The 16,413-nt window shown below is 36.7% G+C and carries 10 protein-coding genes; 6 read left to right on the forward strand and 4 right to left on the reverse strand.

The annotated features are described in order from the left end of the window. Window positions 1–5 precede the first annotated feature (5 nt). The 3 genes from folE (at window position 6) to R2Q16_RS04925 (ending at window position 5,470) form a co-directional block, all read left to right on the forward strand. On the forward strand, window positions 6–641 hold the full coding sequence (gene folE, locus R2Q16_RS04915; protein WP_290240491.1) for a GTP cyclohydrolase I FolE: 636 nt from the start codon (window positions 6–8) through the stop codon (window positions 639–641). 127 nt (window positions 642–768) lie between these two features. Further along, window positions 769–1,650, forward strand: coding sequence for an ACP S-malonyltransferase (gene fabD, locus R2Q16_RS04920; protein ID WP_316735504.1), 882 nt, complete (start codon window positions 769–771; stop codon window positions 1,648–1,650). An 88-nt stretch (window positions 1,651–1,738) separates the two neighbouring features. Continuing rightward, on the forward strand, window positions 1,739–5,470 hold the full coding sequence (locus R2Q16_RS04925) for a HAMP domain-containing sensor histidine kinase (protein WP_316735505.1): 3,732 nt from the start codon (window positions 1,739–1,741) through the stop codon (window positions 5,468–5,470). A gap of 3 nt (window positions 5,471–5,473) precedes the next feature. On the opposite strand, the gene R2Q16_RS04930 is transcribed toward R2Q16_RS04925, so the two are convergent. Continuing rightward, on the reverse strand, window positions 5,474–6,376 hold the full coding sequence (locus tag R2Q16_RS04930; RefSeq protein WP_316735506.1) for a hypothetical protein: 903 nt from the start codon (window positions 6,374–6,376) through the stop codon (window positions 5,474–5,476). Window positions 6,377–6,583: 207 nt separating this feature from the next. On the opposite strand from R2Q16_RS04930, the gene R2Q16_RS04935 reads away from it, so the two are divergent. Then, window positions 6,584–8,128: a glycoside hydrolase family 10 protein gene (locus tag R2Q16_RS04935; RefSeq protein ID WP_316735507.1), complete on the forward strand. Its 1,545-nt coding sequence runs from the start codon at window positions 6,584–6,586 to the stop codon at window positions 8,126–8,128. Here the strand turns inward: R2Q16_RS04935 and R2Q16_RS04940 are convergent, their stop codons facing one another. The 3 genes from R2Q16_RS04940 to nagB all read right to left on the reverse strand — a co-directional run bounded on the left by R2Q16_RS04940 (window position 8,129) and on the right by nagB (window position 11,861). Next, a complete protein-coding gene (locus R2Q16_RS04940; protein WP_316735508.1) occupies window positions 8,129–9,271 on the reverse strand; it encodes an acyltransferase family protein in 1,143 nt (380 codons plus the stop codon). A 49-nt stretch (window positions 9,272–9,320) separates the two neighbouring features. Continuing rightward, window positions 9,321–9,839, reverse strand: a complete 519-nt coding sequence (locus R2Q16_RS04945; RefSeq protein ID WP_316735509.1) for a transposase — start codon at window positions 9,837–9,839, stop codon at window positions 9,321–9,323. Window positions 9,840–9,935: 96 nt separating this feature from the next. Further along, a complete protein-coding gene (gene nagB, locus R2Q16_RS04950; protein ID WP_316735510.1) occupies window positions 9,936–11,861 on the reverse strand; it encodes a glucosamine-6-phosphate deaminase in 1,926 nt (641 codons plus the stop codon). Window positions 11,862–12,018: 157 nt separating this feature from the next. Here nagB and R2Q16_RS04955 point away from each other — a divergent pair, with 157 nt between their 5' ends. Both R2Q16_RS04955 and R2Q16_RS04960 read left to right on the forward strand, forming a co-directional pair. After that, window positions 12,019–13,215 (forward strand): anhydro-N-acetylmuramic acid kinase, encoded by a 1,197-nt coding sequence (locus R2Q16_RS04955; RefSeq protein ID WP_316735511.1) that lies wholly within the window; start codon window positions 12,019–12,021, stop codon window positions 13,213–13,215. A 69-nt stretch (window positions 13,216–13,284) separates the two neighbouring features. Then, entirely contained in the window at window positions 13,285–16,404 is a 3,120-nt protein-coding gene (locus R2Q16_RS04960; RefSeq protein ID WP_316735512.1) for a SusC/RagA family TonB-linked outer membrane protein, read from the forward strand. The last annotated feature ends 9 nt before the right edge of the window (window positions 16,405–16,413 follow it).

The following is a 16,413-nucleotide window of genomic DNA, read 5'->3' on the forward strand; positions in this document are numbered from 1 at the left end:
CCTTAATGGAAAAGAAAGATATTTTAAAAGGAGAATCGAGAGATGGTTATGTAAAAATAGACCGTTACGATGAATCTAAAATTGAAGCTGTAGCCACTCATTATAAAGATATTTTGGTTAATTTGGGTGAAAACCCTGAACGCGAAGGTTTGTTAAAAACGCCCGAGCGAGTTGCAAAAGCTTTACAATATTTAACACACGGTTACGATTTAAAACCCGATGAAATTTTAAAATCGGCAATGTTTGAAGAAGATTACAGCCAAATGGTTGTGGTTAAAGACATTGAGGTTTATTCTATGTGCGAACACCACATGTTGCCTTTTTTTGGTAAAGCACACATTGCATACATTCCAAACGGGCACATCGTTGGTTTAAGCAAAATCCCTCGCATTGTTGATGCTTTTGCCCGTAGATTGCAAGTACAGGAGCGTTTAACCAATGAAATTAGAGATTGTATTCAAAACACGCTAAGCCCAATGGGTGTTGCTGTTGTGATGGAGTGTAAACACCTTTGTATGGCGATGCGTGGCGTTCAGAAGCAAAATTCTGTTACTACAACTTCGGCCTTTACCGGTACTTTTTTAAGCAATGATAAAACAAGAGCCGAGTTTTTAAGGTTAATTACAGCAAGCTTAGATTAGGTAAGTATCGAATAGAAATATCTAGTATCAAGATGATATAATAACAGTACTAGATTCATTAAAATAACATAGACAGGCTAAGCGCCTTGGTTAACATCGCCATGCGTAATGCGCTAAATAACATAGAATGAAAGCATATATATTTCCTGGTCAGGGAGCACAATTTGTAGGAATGGGTAAAGATTTATACGAAAACCCAACAGCTGCAGCACTATTTGAAAAAGCAAACGAAATTATTGGTTTCCGCATAAGCGATATTATGTTTGGCGGAACTGATGAGGAACTTAAACAAACCAACGTAACGCAACCTGCAATTTTTTTACATTCCGTTATTTTAGCGAAGGTTTTAGGTGATGATTTTAAACCAAATGTTGTTGCGGGACACTCACTGGGCGAATTTTCAGCACTTGTATCGGCCAACGCATTAAGTTTTGAAGATGGTTTAAGATTGGTAATTGCCCGAGCAAATGCTATGCAGAAAGCTTGTGAGGCTCAACCATCAACAATGGCTGCAATTTTAGGGCTAGCTGATGATGTAGTTGAAAAAATTTGCGCTGAAATAGATGCAGTAGTTGTGCCTGCTAACTATAACTGCCCAGGTCAATTGGTAATTTCTGGAAGCATTGAAGGTATTGACTTAGCTTGTGCAAAATTAACAGAAGCCGGCGCAAAGAGAGTTTTAAAACTTAATGTTGGTGGTGCTTTTCACTCTCCATTAATGGAACCAGCAAAAATCGAACTTCAAACCGCAATAGAAAACACTAATATTTCTACGCCAATTTGCCCGATTTATCAAAATGTTGATGCAAAACCATATACTGACCCAGAGCAAATAAAGCAAAACTTAATCAAACAATTAACTGGTGCAGTACGTTGGACTCAAACCGTTACACATATGTTAGCCGATGGCGTAACTGAATTTGTTGAGGTTGGTCCGGGTAGCGTATTACAGGGATTAGTAAAAAAAGTAAGCCGTGAGGTGAGTACAAGCAGTGCAACAATTGCTTAAACAAGCTTTAAAATAATTAATATCCGGCGCCATAAGCATTCGTGTTTATGGCGTTATTTTTTATCAATATTTATATCTTTATCAATAGATGAAACTAAGCTTTGGTGTTAAAATAAGATTTCTATTGCTTATTCTAGGCTGCTGCCTGATTGCAACATCTATTTCCCTGAGTCGTTTCACCAACAAAACCGAACTTCTGGAAAGCGAAGCCAAAAAAGTTCAAGAAAATCTATCTATAAAAGAACAAATTGTTGATGATTTTTTATCTGACAATAAAAGAATAAAGCAGGCTGAAAAATTTCATTTAAACGCTGCTGAAGGTATTGGCTTTCTAGAAATCTACCGGAAAAACGGCATTAATCTACAAACATTTCAAAAAAACCAACTCAAATACTGGAGTACCATTAAGATTACAGATATCAATCCTCATTTTATTAAAGAAGGAAAATCGGTTCTACAATTATCTAACGGTTACTATGAAATTATTAAGAAAACAGATGGCGATTTCACATTACTTTTCTTAATTGCAATTCAATCTCAATACGCCGTTCCCGAAAACAGATATTTTAAAAATGATGTTGATGCACTGCTTTCTGATTCTAAAATAATAACCCTTGCATCCTATTATGATAAAGATGCATACGCCATTCGAAGCAATGATGATTCCTTTTTATTTAGTTTGAAAATTAAATCTGGTTATGCCGATGATTATTATTCTGACACCCAGCTTTGGCTTTTTGTTGCCGGAATAATCTGCGTTTGCATGTTTGTCAATTCTCTTTGCTCGCTAATCGCCAGAAGAGGTTATTTAATATTTGCCAGTTTGCTGCTCTTCGCCTTTTTCGTTTGCGGCCGTTTAACAGATATGTCATTTGGCTGGTTTAACCACAGGTTTCCGTTAGAATTATTTGACCCAAGAATTTACGCCAATAGTGATTTAATGCCATCACTGGGCGATTTTTTAATGAATGTTTTAACCGCAACCTGGTGGCTACTTTTTGTGTATAATCATAAGGAGCAGTATAAATTTCCGGAGTGGATAAAAAAGAGCAAGTGGATTGGAATTTTAATCCATGCCGTACTCCTATTTCATATTGGTGCAATCGCTTTTTTTGTTGATGATTTATTTTTCGGTTTAATAAACAACTCCAAAATTAATTTCGACATTATTAACATCCTTAAATTAAGCGGAAACAGCTGGGTGAGTATTGTTATTTTATGCTTGGTATGGTTTCAAATTTATTTGATAACGATTGTATCGATAGAGGTTAGTAAACAACTGAATGTTACCAATAAGGAACGTGTTATTCTCTTCATTATCGGTTTTATTGGCGTACTTATTTACAGGTTACTAAATAACTTCACAGCCTTTTTCATTGTTTATGCGCTTGTATTGTACATTGTTGCCAGAATATCTTACATAAAAACTAAGCATTTTTCTATAGGTTTATTAGCGATTTTGTTTTTCTGCCTCGCCTTTAACACCTCAATAAAATACATCAAATATAAAGACATTAAAGAGCGAAGTGAGCGTGAACTCCTGGCGAGAAAAGTACAAGCTTCAGATGATCCAAATGCAATTATCGCCCTTGGAAAACTAGAACGACAGTTACTTGAAGATGAATTTCTGGTAAAATATTTCAATGCAACTAAAGGTCAATCAAATTTTGCAGTTTTAAAAAATCACCTCAAAGGTTATTTAGATGGCTATTTAAGTCGCTATGATTATAACATTTACGATTATAATAAATTTGAAAATCCACTAAATAAAACAGATGTACAACCAATTGAAAAGTATAAACGTTTAGTAGAATCAGGCTCTGTAAAAATTGAGGCTTCAAATTTTTTCTATCAGGTTAATAATACCTTTGGTTACCAAGATTATTTTGGGATAATTCCGGTAGTTAGCGAGAATAGTTTGGTTGGTACGCTAATAATCGAACTGCGCTCTAAACCATATAATTACAGCAACCGCCTGCCTGACTTACTTGCCGACCAAAAATATAACAAGGATGAGGAGTTTAAAGGTTATTCTATCGCTTTATACAGTAACGACAAGTTGTTAAATCAATCGGGTGCTTACACCTATCCGCTTAGTGGAAAAATTTACAAAGGCAAAAAAGATGATTTTGTGGTTGTAAATGATGACGAACAACGCTATAGCCACTTACTCTTTAAGCCAAGCGCCAGTAAAATGGTGGTCATTAGTAAAGAAAAAGTGGGTTACATCGAGCGATTGGCAGCACTATCGTTTTTCTTCCTTGTTTTCATTATTTTTTGCTTCATATTGTATGGGTTAATCTGGCTTATTAAAAACCTGGATGATGATAAAGTTGGATGGTTTAGCATAAATCGATCGTTAATGATTAATGCCAACAAAATTCTCTACAAAACCCGTATCCAGGTTTCTATTGTATTAACGGTTGTGGCAACGCTACTTGTTGTAGGCTGGACAACCTACGGCTACATGAACAAGGAATACAGGGGGCAGCAGGATGTTTTGATAAAGGATAAAATTAGAAAGGTTCAGCAGAATTTTGAAAAGCAGGTTTTTAATGATGGGAAAATAAAAACTGATGATAATGCCATTGCAGATTTCAACAACTTTGCCGATATAAATAACGCCGATTTAACGCTTTATGATACCAAAGGTGATGTAATAATGACCACCTATCCTAAGCTTTATAATTTTAAAATTATTGGTCGGAAAATGGGGCCAATGGCTTTTCTAAACCTGAGTGGATTGCAACGTTCAGAATTTATTAATCAAGGTGAAAAAATAGGAAGCTTAACTTATGCCGCGGCCTATGCGCCAATCAGAAATGCGCAAAACAAAACAATCGCATTTATTGGTTTACCAAATTACTCTAACGAGGATGAATACAAGGACAAAATTGCCTTATTTGTAAGTAACCTAATTAACATTTACGCATTAGTATTTGTTGCAATCGGTGTGCTTGCTGTTTTCCTCGCCAATCAGATCACAAGCCCATTAACGTTTATTCAGGAGAGTATTAGCCGTACTAAAATTGGGCAAAAAAATGAACCAATCGTTTGGCGCAGGCATGATGAAATTGGTACGTTAATAAAAGAATACAACAGTATGATTGCCGCCCTGGAGGAAAGCGCTGCAAAGCTTGCCCGTTCTGAAAGGGAAAATGCCTGGAGAGAAATGGCTAAACAGGTTGCCCATGAAATTAAAAACCCGTTAACCCCATTAAAATTGGGCGTTCAATTATTAGAAAAATCATGGAAAGAAAATGATCCGAATTTTGAAGTTAAATTCAACAAGTTTAGCAAATCATTTATCGAGCAAATTGAAAGCCTTTCGAAAATCGCATCAGAGTTTTCTAATTTCGCTAAAATGCCTGATACAAAGTTGGAGCAAACGGCAATTTTACCAGTTATCGAACAAGCAAGAGAAGTATTTAGAAGCGCAGAAAATGTAGAAATTACGGTTACCAATAAAACTGAGATTAATGCATATATACAGGCGGATAGAGACCAGCTGTTGAGAACATTTAATAACCTTTTTAAAAATGCAATTGAGGCCATTGATGCTGATGCAGCTTGCAACATTAACGTTTTATTATACAACGACAACAAAAATGCTTACATAGAGATAAAAGATAACGGTAAAGGCATTCCGGCGGTTTTACACGATAAAATCTTCGTCCCAAACTTTACAACCAAAACATCGGGAACTGGCTTAGGTTTAGCTTTTGTTAAACAAGCCATAGAAAATGCCGGAGGAAGTATAACTTTTACATCAGTAGCAGGAAAAGGCACAACGTTTTATTTAAACTTCCCGTTGATATAGATTTTATTTAAGTTCGATTTGCGCTTTGCCCATTGTACCACCATCAGCATATAAAATAACGGTGTAAATGCCTTTGATAAAAGGCTTTGGGTTGCTCCAATCGATTGAATAAACAGCGCCATCATTATTATAATCTATAAAAATAGAATAACTGTATTGCATTTCCTGACCATCGGCTTCGAAGCGATTACTGTCATCAGCTAAGAGATTTCCTGCTGGGTCGAACACTCGAATATAAACATTATGGTGGCCTTTTTCAGCCAATTCATTTTGTATAATTTCGAATCTAATGTTTAATTTTTCAGCAGAAGAAGATTTCGTTACTTCGATTTTTTTTCCGCTTGATTTGGTTCTGTAAGCAAAAATATCTGCTTGTTTTAATTTAAGTGCAGCCGCCGTTTTAACCTTGGCATTTAGTGCAGAGTTTTCGTTTGCAAGGTTTGCCGCTTTGTCGTTAGCACTTTTCAATCCACTTTCAAGACTATCTCTGGATGATTTTAAAAAAATATTTTCGTTTTGGAGTTGAATGATTTGGTCGTTATAATTCTTTATAAAAACCTTTAATTCTTCAATCTGACTTTGCGCTTTATCTAATTCTGCCTGCGTAATTTCTCCTTTTTCTAAAGCAGCTTTTAACTCGTCAATCTTAGTTCGTGCTAATTTTTGTTCGCCTAAAAGCTTTTCGTTTAAATCAAGATTAAGCGCATTTACCTTATCTAATTCTACTTCAATTTTCTCAACTTCTAAACGTAATTTATCTTTCTCGGCACTTACTGTCACTAATTTCTCGCCCTGCTGCCTATCCTTAAAAAACAAATACCCGTTTGTTCCAATTAGTGCTGCAATTACAATTATTAAGAAGTAAATTTTATTTCTATCGCCTTTATTTACGTTTTGTGATTCCATTTTCTAATAATGCTCTTTCGTTTTCAGTTTAATATTGTTTGTCTTCACAGGTAAATGGTAACACAATTGGCATTTATAAATTCGGCGCAAATTAAAATTTTTAATAAAATATATGAGTTTTTAAAAAAAATCGTTTACTTGCTAAGGTTCAAAATGTATAATTGATTAATCAGCTATACAACCTAAATAAAAAAACAGACAGAAATAATGCTTAAAAACTTTCTATACGCACTTTTATCTTTAACTATACTACCATTTATATTAAATGCACAAGCAATATCAAAAATTGCACCAAAAAGAGAGTTTAGAGGGGTATGGGTGGCCACACTGTCTAATATCGACTGGCCATCAAGACCTGGTTTAAGTGTTGACCAACAAAAGCAAGAGTTAATTGGCATTTTAGAAAAGCATAAATCACAAGGCATTAACGCCATAATTTTACAGGTACGTCCTGCAGCCGATGCCTTTTACGGAAAATCTCGAGAGCCTTGGAGCCAATGGCTTATGGGAAAACAAGGTGTTGCACCCGCAGCCGGTTATGATCCATTAACTTTTGCAATTAAAGAAGCGCATTTTAGAGGTATTGAACTTCATGCCTGGTTTAATCCTTATCGTGCGAGTATGAATAGCGTAACTCCTTTAGCCGAGACACACATTACTAAAAAGCATCCGGAATGGTTTTTCACCTATGGTGGAAAAAAGCAATTCGACCCAGGTATTCCAGAAGTTAGAGAATACATCACGCAGGTGATTTTAGATGTAGTTAAAAACTACGATGTAGATGGGATTCATTTCGACGATTATTTTTATCCATATCCAATTGCCGGACAAAGAATAGACGATGGAAACACATTTTACAAGTACCCAAACAATTTTTCGGATATAAAAGACTGGCGAAGAAACAATGTCGATCTATTAATTAAAATGGTTGATGACAGTATTCATCACTACAAAAAATATGTAAAATTTGGAATTAGTCCTTTCGGAATTTGGCGCAACAAGTATGAAGATGCAGAAGGCTCGGCAAGTAGTGGACTTTCAAACTATGCCGAACTTTATGCCGATAGCCGAAAATGGGTTAGAGAAGGCTGGGTTGACTACATCAATCCGCAGATATATTTTACGTTTACAAGAAAAGCCGCTCCTTTTGGTGTTTTATTAGATTGGTGGAGCAACAATGCTTATGGAAGGCATGTTTACGTTGGTCATGGTGCTTACCTGGTAAATTCGAGAGCAGAATTGGCTTGGAGAAATCTTTCTGAAATTCCGAATCAAATTCGCACCTTAAGAGAAAGCAACCGCATTCAGGGCAGTGTTTTCTTTTCTTCAAAATCATTAAGCACAGTTGCCCGTTCGGTAGCCGATTCTTTAAAAAACGACTTGTATAAATATCAGGCTTTGCCGCCACAAATGCCCTGGCTGGATGAAACGCCTCCGAATGAACCACAGTTTTTAACAGCCGATGCGATGAAAGATGGTGTGCATTTGAAGTGGCAGCTACCATTAAAAGCTAAAGACGGAGAAACGGCTTCAGGCTTTGTTATTTATCGTTTTGATGAAGGTGAAAAGATTTCAATTTTAGATGCTAAGAATATTCTTAAAATCAGCTTTGAAGATTACGTTTCGTTTATTGATACAACCGTTGAAAGCGGCAAAAGATACAGTTATCTTGTTACCGCTTTGGATAGATTAAAAAATGAAAGTGAGCCAAGTGGACCTGTTGGTGTTGAAATTCCTTTAGCGAAAGAGTAATTAAACTTTAATGATGATGTTTTTCTTGTACATAATGTAGAGCAGAACATAAAAGCCTAAAACATAACTTATTGCCCAAACTAACGATGCGTTAATTGGCGAAAAATAAGGCGTGTAGCAGGTTTCGTAAAAACGCACTAATATTCCGGTTTTTGTGCCATCAGGCTTTGATACCTCAATCATGTTCAATACTCGTGGCATTAATCCTGCAAGGAAAAAAACTGTAATTGCATTTACGCCATAGACTACAAATGGTGTTGTAAATTTTTTATACCCTTGAACATCAATTATCCAGTAACAAAGGGCTAGTGCAACGGATGCTAAACCGCCGGTGTATAAAACAAAAGAGCTTGTCCATAATGATTTGTTGATTGGAAAGTTCAAATCCAGTAAAAGCCCCAAAACAACAGTAAATATTCCGGCAGAAAAAAGCCAGGCAACTTTTGTTGGATTATCAACGTCTTTTCTTTTCATCCAGATACCAACCAAGATTCCAAACAAACAAGTTCCTATGGCTGGCAATGTGCTTAAAACGCCTTCCGGGTCCCAGGTTTTAGATGATGCCCAAGTGTGTGCTTCCGTTAAAATTCCACGGTCTATCCATGCCGCTAAATTGGTTTCTTTTTCCATGTTCGCATAACCTACGCCCGGAACGGGAACCAAAGTCATCAGTGCCCAGTAAAGGCCTAAAATTATAATTAAGGTTTTGAAGATATTTTTCTCAGATACTTTTAGAAAGATAATTGAACTGATGATGAAAACGATGCCGATTCTTTGTAAAACGCCTAGTAACCTTACTGTTTGAAAGGCATTTGCAGGATCGTTAATCAGCTTACCAAAAATTGCCAGGAAAAAACCTAAAAAGTACAATATTAAACCCCTTTTTATCGCTTTAATAATTGTTTTTTTATGTGTTGATGCATCTGCTTTACTACTGCTCATTGCAAATGCAATTGAAACGCCAACAATCCACAAAAAGAAAGGAAAAATTAAATCGGTTGGTGTACAACCATTCCATTCTGCGTGCTCCAAAGGTGCATAAATATGCCCCCAGCTTCCAGGATTGTTAACTAAAATCATGGCAGCTACGGTTAATCCTCTAAAAAAATCAAGAGAAAGCAGGCGTTGTTTGGGTTGGGACATTGCTGGTTAGTTTGGTATAAACTTACGAAGTCTATTATGCATGTGCAAATTAGACTTCGTAAGTTTGTTTGTGATCGGCAATAAAGCCTGCAAGATCTTTAAACCATTCTAAAACTTTTTTCTTGCTAATTAATGTAGACTTGTTTAAAACAAAAGAGTTGTAAGAGGAATATTTATAATCTTGGAGCCTTGATGCTAATCCAGCTTTAATTGGATTTTGATGAATGTAGGTGATTATTCTGGTGTAATAACTTTCAGAATCGATTATTTTGGCTTTATAGCGTCCTTGAAATAAACTACCGACCCGATTGTATGATTTATTAACTGATTTGGAATAAGAGATAAAGAAATTCTTAATTCCTTTTTCGAAATTAACCTTATCCTTTATTCGAATAAAGAAATGAAAATGATTTGGCATTAAACAATACGCATACACATCGACATAAGGTAATACGTATTTTTGAAATTGATTAAGAAAGTATTTGTAATTACTCTCTTCAAAAAAAATTAAACTTTTGTTGTTTCCACGATTAAATACGTGGTAAAAACAATTTTCCTCTATTTTCATATTTAAGTTTTAAAATGAAATAAGGATGGTTGTTATTAAAAACTTACGAAGTCTGATTGCATGTGCACATCAGACTTCGTAAGTTTAAGCAAGACTTTAATCAGCAAACTTCCAGCGTACGAAAGCCTCCATAGCTTCGTATTCTGCCAAACCTAAAGCATCATAAGCTTTTGCAGTATCCCGGTTACGGTCTTCTGCTCTTTGCCAAAATTCTCTTGCATCATCACCCGGGAAAACAGCTCTGTCTTTTTGGCTTTGGTGTTTGAAAATAGCATATTTTTTGCGTTCAAGTTCTTGAGGACTAATTGGTACAGCCATTTCAATTTCGTGTGTTTCAAACTCATGCCATGCACCGCGGTACATCCATAACCAGCAATCTTTTGCCCAAGCTTCTGTTTTACGAAGCTCAGTTAAAGCAGCCAAAATTATATTGAAACAAACGATGTGCGTTCCATGCGGGTCTTCAAAATCGCCCGCAGCAAATACTTGCTGAGGTTTTACCTTTTGCAATAGCTCTTTGGTAAGCTCAACATCAAGTTGAGTAACTGGATTTTTTTGGTTTTTGCCGCTCTCGTAAAAAGGTAGCGCTTGGAAATGAATATGATCATCTTCTAAACCACAATATCTTGCTCCTGCTATCGCTTCGCCTTTTCTAATTAATCCTTTAACGGTTTGAATTTCCGGAGTATCTACCTGGTTCGGTTTTTTCTTATCAATAAATGTTCTCATTTTCTGATAAAGCTCCTTTAAATGAGTGTTATCCATACCCATTTTCTCGGTAAAATCTACATTAAATTCTACGAAACGTAAAGCATCATCATCCCAAACAGCAGTATTTCCGGATGTTTGGTAAGCCACATGCACATCATGTTTTTGATCAACCAAACGAATAAAAGTACCGCCCATTGATATTACATCATCATCAGGATGCGGAGAGAAAATGATTACACGTTTTTTTGCAGGCTCTGCTCTTTCAGGGCGCTGAGAATCATCTGCATTGGCTTTGCCTCCGGGCCAGCCCGTTATCGTGTGCTGTAATTTATTAAAAATATGAATATTGATGTTGTAAACCGGACCTTTTTCGGTAGCCAGTTGCGCCATCCCATTATTGTTGTAATCGTCTTCGGTAAGTTTTAAAATTGGCTTATGTAGCGTATTTGCCAACCAAATAACCGATTTACGGATTAAAGAATCCGTCCAGATACAATCTTTTACCAACCATGGCGTATCAAAACGCGTTAAAGCAGAAGCCGCAGGTTCATCTAAAATAAACTCAACATTATCTGATAATTGAAGGTAAGTTGCCGGAACATCACCAGAAATTTCGCCTTCTACAGCCTTTTTAATAATCGAAGCTTTTTTACGGCTCCAAGCCATTAAAATAATTTCGCGGGCTTTGAAAATTGTACCAATACCCATTGTAATGGCCTTTGTTGGCACAAAAGATTTTCCACCAAAATCACGAGCCGCATCACGGCGTGTTAAATCATCAAGTGTAACTAAACGTGTACCTGAGTTTGGTGCAGAACCAGGCTCGTTAAAACCAATGTGACCAGTACGACCAATACCTAAAATCTGAATATCTAGACCGCCCAAATCACCAATCTTCTTCTCGTAGTCTAAACAGAAAGCAGGAATATCTTCCAATGCCAGTGTTCCGTCAGGAATGTGAACATTATTCTTATCGATATCAATGTGGTCGAAAAGGTTTTCATTCATAAACGTAACGTAACTTTGCGCCGCATTGGGCTGCATTGGATAATATTCATCCAAATTAAAAGTAATTACATTCTTGAAACTTAAACCCTCTTCTTTGTGCAATCTCACCAATTCGGCGTAAACTGCAATTGGGGTAACACCTGTTGCTAAGCCCAGTACGGCAGGTGCGTTGTTTGCTTGTTTTGTCTTAATCATACCTGCAATGCGTTGCGCAACATTTACAGAAGCAATTTTTGGATTTTCGAACACGCTTACAGGGAGTTTCTCGAAGCGTGTCTCCTCCAGTAGATTTAATCTAGCCATTTTTTTGTTATGGATTTTAATGTACGGAGCAGTAAATATAGCAACATATGGCGGGTATTTTGCAAAGGTTTTTTACTTTTATTGCAAGAAAATCTGCAAAAGTGGCTTAAAATACAAATCAAACGTTTGCTCGTTTTTCAATTAAAATCAATTGGTTATGAATATTCAAATAAAAAAACTGTACGAAAAAGCTAATAAAGCAGAAAGGCTGATAATTGGCTTGATGAGTGGAACATCAATGGATGGTTTGGATATTGCCCTTTGCAAAATTAAAGGAAATGGTCCAGACACTGATGTTAAAATTGTACAGTTTAAAACAGGAGATTATACGGATGATTTCAGGGCGAAAATAAAAGCCATTTTCTCCAAGAAAGAAGTTGATTTGCAGCTTGTTTGTTTAATGAATGAATACATTGCAGAGGTACATAGTGAGCTCATTAATCAAGCTTTGAAAGAATGGGGATATGAAAGTGAAGATATAGATTTTATAGCCAGTCACGGGCAAACGATATTTCATGCGCCCAAATCATTACATAAATTAGAAAGTTACCCCAATGGCACATTGCAAATTGGAGATGGTGACCATATTGCCTTAAAAACCGGAATTATTACGCTGTCAGATTTTAGACAGAAACATCTTGCGGCTGGAGGTGAAGGCGCTCCATTAGCCGTTTATGGTGATTACCTTATTTTTTCTAAACCCGGTGAAAATCGCGTAATGCTAAATATTGGAGGAATTTCAAATTTCACTTACCTGCCAGCGAATTCAAAGGCTGATGAAATTTTCTCTACGGATATTGGTCCAGGCAATACTATGATGGACCAATATATGCAGCAGCATTTCAATAAGTTTTATGATAAAAATGCCGAAGTTTCATCATCAGGAAATTTAAACGAAAAGCTTTTATCAGCTTTGCTGGATTGCGACTTTTTTAATGAAAGTTTCCCTAAAACAACCGGACCTGAATTATTTAACCTCGACTATTTAAAATCGGCACAACAAAAATCATCAACAGAAAATATAAGTAAGGAAGATGTAATGACAACATTATGCCATTTTTCTGCAGAAACAATCTCTAAAGCTATTAAATGCTGCTTTGATGAAACTTCTGAAATACACATATTTATGAGTGGCGGCGGCATGCACAACCCATTGTTAGTTAGCTTATTAAAAGATAAGTTATCATCAGCTAATTTTAAATCTACTGATGATTTAAACATTAATCCGGATGCTAAAGAAGCTGTACTATTTGCCGTTTTAGCAAACGAAACGCTTTGCGGAAAACCAATAAACTTTGGCAAAAGACAAGGTGTTCCTTCCGTTTGTATGGGAAAGATTAGCCTCCCCGAATAAAAAATTTGGTTTGTGTGGTAATTTGCTAAATTTGTTTATTAGCTAATCATAATCAACAAACCGAATTTTATGGAAAAAAGTTACCTAAAATGGTCGCCAAAATTATTATCAATTTTGATGATCTCTTTTGTGCTGCTTTTACTCACAGAAATGGCAAATGCTCAAAATAAGCGTTATACCATTGCAGGAAAAGTAACCGAATCTGCAAATAAAGAACCAATACCTGGTGCAGTTGTAAAAATCTTAAATACCAATCTGGCTACAAGCACTTCAGGAAATGGGAGTTATAGTTTTTCTGTCGATCTTCCGGCAGGTAAATATCAAATTCAATTCTCTTATGTAGGCTTCAAAACGTCAATTCAGAATCTCGACTTAGGTTCTGCAGACCAAGTTCAAGTTAACGGAGCGCTTGCTGGCGATGCTGTTGGTTTGGACGAAGTAATTGTAACTGGTACATCACAAGGAACAACGAGAAAAGAACTGGGAAGTTATGTAAGTACCGTAAAGGGAGATGATTTAAATCGTGCGGGCAGCGGAAACGTGCTTTCCTCTTTACAAGGTAAAACGGCAGGTGCTCAAATCAGCCAAAACTCTGGCGACCCTGCAGGTGGTTTATCTGTAAGGTTAAGAGGGATAAGTTCTGTAAACTCATCATCAGAGCCATTATATATTATCGATGGGGTAATTGTAAATAACTCTACAACAAGAGTTACCAATACATCAGCCAATTACGATGGCGGAAATTTTGTTGGAAGCATTGGCCAAAACAGAATGGTTGACATTAATCCAGCCGATATTGACAGAATTGAGGTTTTAAATGGTGCTGCAGCTGCGGCCATTTATGGTTCAAGAGCAAACTCTGGTGTAATTCAAATTTTCACTAAAAGGGGCGCAAGCGGAAAAGCGCAAGTTAGTTTCAACACCAGCTTAACCATTAGCGAATTGCGCAAGCAAATTGAAGTCAATCAATCGCCAGTTAAATTTGGTGGCTCGGTTAATAGCCAAACACAAGATGTGTTAACGCCTGCATTAACCAATACAACACCAGTTACAAGATATAACTATCAGGATTATATTTTTAGAACAGGTTACGGAACAGACAACACCGTTTCTATAAGCGGCGGAACAGATAATACAAAATTCTATACTTCTGCCAGTTACTTCACCAATCAGGGCATCATCAAAAACACAGATTTTTCTAGGTATAATCTAAGAGCAAACGTAGATCAGAAAATTACCGAGTGGGCTTCATTGAGTGCTGGCTTAAATTACATCAGAAGTGCGGCAAATGAAAAACCAGACGGAAACTCATTTTTCTCTCCGATGAATTCAGTAACCATTATTGGTAATTTCCATGATATTTTTGCAAGAGATGTTAATGGCAACTTATTGGCTGTTGGCGAACGCGGACGTGTAAATCCAGTTTCTGTAATTGAAGATATTAAACAGCGACAAGAAACCAATCGTGTTATTGCAAGTGCAAACCTGAAACTATATCCGGTTAAAAACTTAACCTTAAACTTCTTACTTGGTGTAGATAATTCTGGCGCAAACGGAACAACGTATATTCCTCCGTTTGCTTATAATGTAAATCCCGATTTCTTTGGCGGTGGCGCGAGTTTAGATGGTACATTAAATGGCTATGCAAGTACAGCGAGTAACAATGCTTTCCAATTTAACAATGAAATCAATGCAACTTATCAGGCAAAAATATCTGATAAAATTTCTTCAACAACACAGTTAGGTTATTCATTTCAGTATGAGCAAACCCGTTATCAATTGGTAAATGGTCGTGGTTTAGCCCCACTTATTGAAACCGTTAATGCTGCAGCAACGCAGTTGCCAAGTGTTGATGGCAGAACCCAGTTATCCGTTACTGGTGGTTACTTACAGCAAACATTTAAATACAAAGATCATTTCTTTTTAACTGGCGCAGTAAGGGTCGATCAATCGACAGTATTTGGTGCTGATAACCGTACGCAAACCTATTTCAAAGGAAATGCAAGTTATGTTTTATCTTCAGCCGATTATTGGAAAAATTTAGGGGTTTCGTCTTGGTGGGATACTTTCAAAATCAGAGCAGCTTATGGCGAATCGGGTAACTTAACCGGAATTGGTGCTTACGATCGGATTAACGCCTATTCAACACAATCATTTTTGGGAAGGGCATCCTTATTCTCTAGTGCTCAATTGGCAAATGAGAATGTTAAACCGGAGCGTCAGCGTGAGTTAGAATTAGGTACTGATATGTCTTTCTTTAAAAACAGATTGGGCTTACAATTCAACTGGTACAATAAAAAAGTTAGCGATTTATTAATTGCAAGCGTTACCGCACCATCTACAGGTTTTTCTAGTTTCTTAGATAATATTGGTTCACTTCAAAATAGAGGTATTGAATTGGTATTAAACGGCACTCCATTAAAATCAAATGATTTTAGCTGGAATACAACCCTTGTATTTAACAGAAATAGAAACAAAGCACTTGATGTTGGCGGTTTAAGATTATTCAGCACAAACCCTGGCGCACCGGTTGCCATTATTAACGGAGAAGCAATTGGTGTATTTTACGGAACTTTCTTTGCCCGCAAAGCGGATGGAAGCTTACTAACCAATGCGGCAGGTATTCCTCAATTAGAGCGAGGCATTCAAAATTCTGCTACAAGTTTTACACCTCAAAGAGATGCCAATGGCTTGCCGACTGGTACAACTTTACGTAAAGTTCTAGGCGATCCTAATCCGGATTATACCGCTTCATTTGTAAATGATTTTACCTATAAGAAGTTCAACTTACATGTTCAGTTAGATGCGGTTCAGGGTGGCGATGTTTGGAATGCAGATTGGAGAACTCGTCAAGGTGTGGGTAATGGTAAAGTAGCCGAAGCAGAGCAACTTGGTCAGTTACCACGCGGTTATGTTGCGGGTGTTTATGCTACCGAAGAATGGAGAATTGATGATGGTTCTTTCGTTAAATTAAGAGAAATTTCATTGAGCTACAACATCGGGAAAATAAAATATCTGAGAGATTTAACGGTTACTTTAAGCGGTAGAAACCTTGTTTCGTGGGATAATTATAAAGGGTATGATCCTGAGTTAAATTCCGGCGGGCAATCGACCATTTTAAGAAACATCGATTTTGGTTCGGTGCCAATCCCTAGAACCTTCAGTTTAGGTTTACAAGTTAAATTTTAATCTTCAGCA

It is taken from the genome of Pedobacter aquatilis, from assembly GCF_032678425.1.
In the GTDB taxonomy this organism is placed as follows: domain Bacteria; phylum Bacteroidota; class Bacteroidia; order Sphingobacteriales; family Sphingobacteriaceae; genus Pedobacter; species Pedobacter aquatilis_B.

What these genes read in the sequence shown, in the direction of transcription:
- R2Q16_RS04930 (WP_316735506.1), bottom strand. Translation starts at nt 6,376, where the DNA reads ATGGAATCACAAAACGTAAATAAAGGCGATAGAAATAAAATTTACTTC.
- folE (WP_290240491.1), top strand. Translation starts at nt 6, where the DNA reads ATGGAAAAGAAAGATATTTTAAAAGGAGAATCGAGAGATGGTTATGTA.
- R2Q16_RS04955 (WP_316735511.1), top strand. Translation starts at nt 12,019, where the DNA reads ATGAATATTCAAATAAAAAAACTGTACGAAAAAGCTAATAAAGCAGAA.
- R2Q16_RS04960 (WP_316735512.1), top strand. Translation starts at nt 13,285, where the DNA reads ATGGAAAAAAGTTACCTAAAATGGTCGCCAAAATTATTATCAATTTTG.
- fabD (WP_316735504.1), top strand. Translation starts at nt 769, where the DNA reads ATGAAAGCATATATATTTCCTGGTCAGGGAGCACAATTTGTAGGAATG.
- R2Q16_RS04925 (WP_316735505.1), top strand. Translation starts at nt 1,739, where the DNA reads ATGAAACTAAGCTTTGGTGTTAAAATAAGATTTCTATTGCTTATTCTA.
- R2Q16_RS04940 (WP_316735508.1), bottom strand. Translation starts at nt 9,271, where the DNA reads ATGTCCCAACCCAAACAACGCCTGCTTTCTCTTGATTTTTTTAGAGGA.
- R2Q16_RS04945 (WP_316735509.1), bottom strand. Translation starts at nt 9,839, where the DNA reads ATGAAAATAGAGGAAAATTGTTTTTACCACGTATTTAATCGTGGAAAC.
- nagB (WP_316735510.1), bottom strand. Translation starts at nt 11,861, where the DNA reads ATGGCTAGATTAAATCTACTGGAGGAGACACGCTTCGAGAAACTCCCT.
- R2Q16_RS04935 (WP_316735507.1), top strand. Translation starts at nt 6,584, where the DNA reads ATGCTTAAAAACTTTCTATACGCACTTTTATCTTTAACTATACTACCA.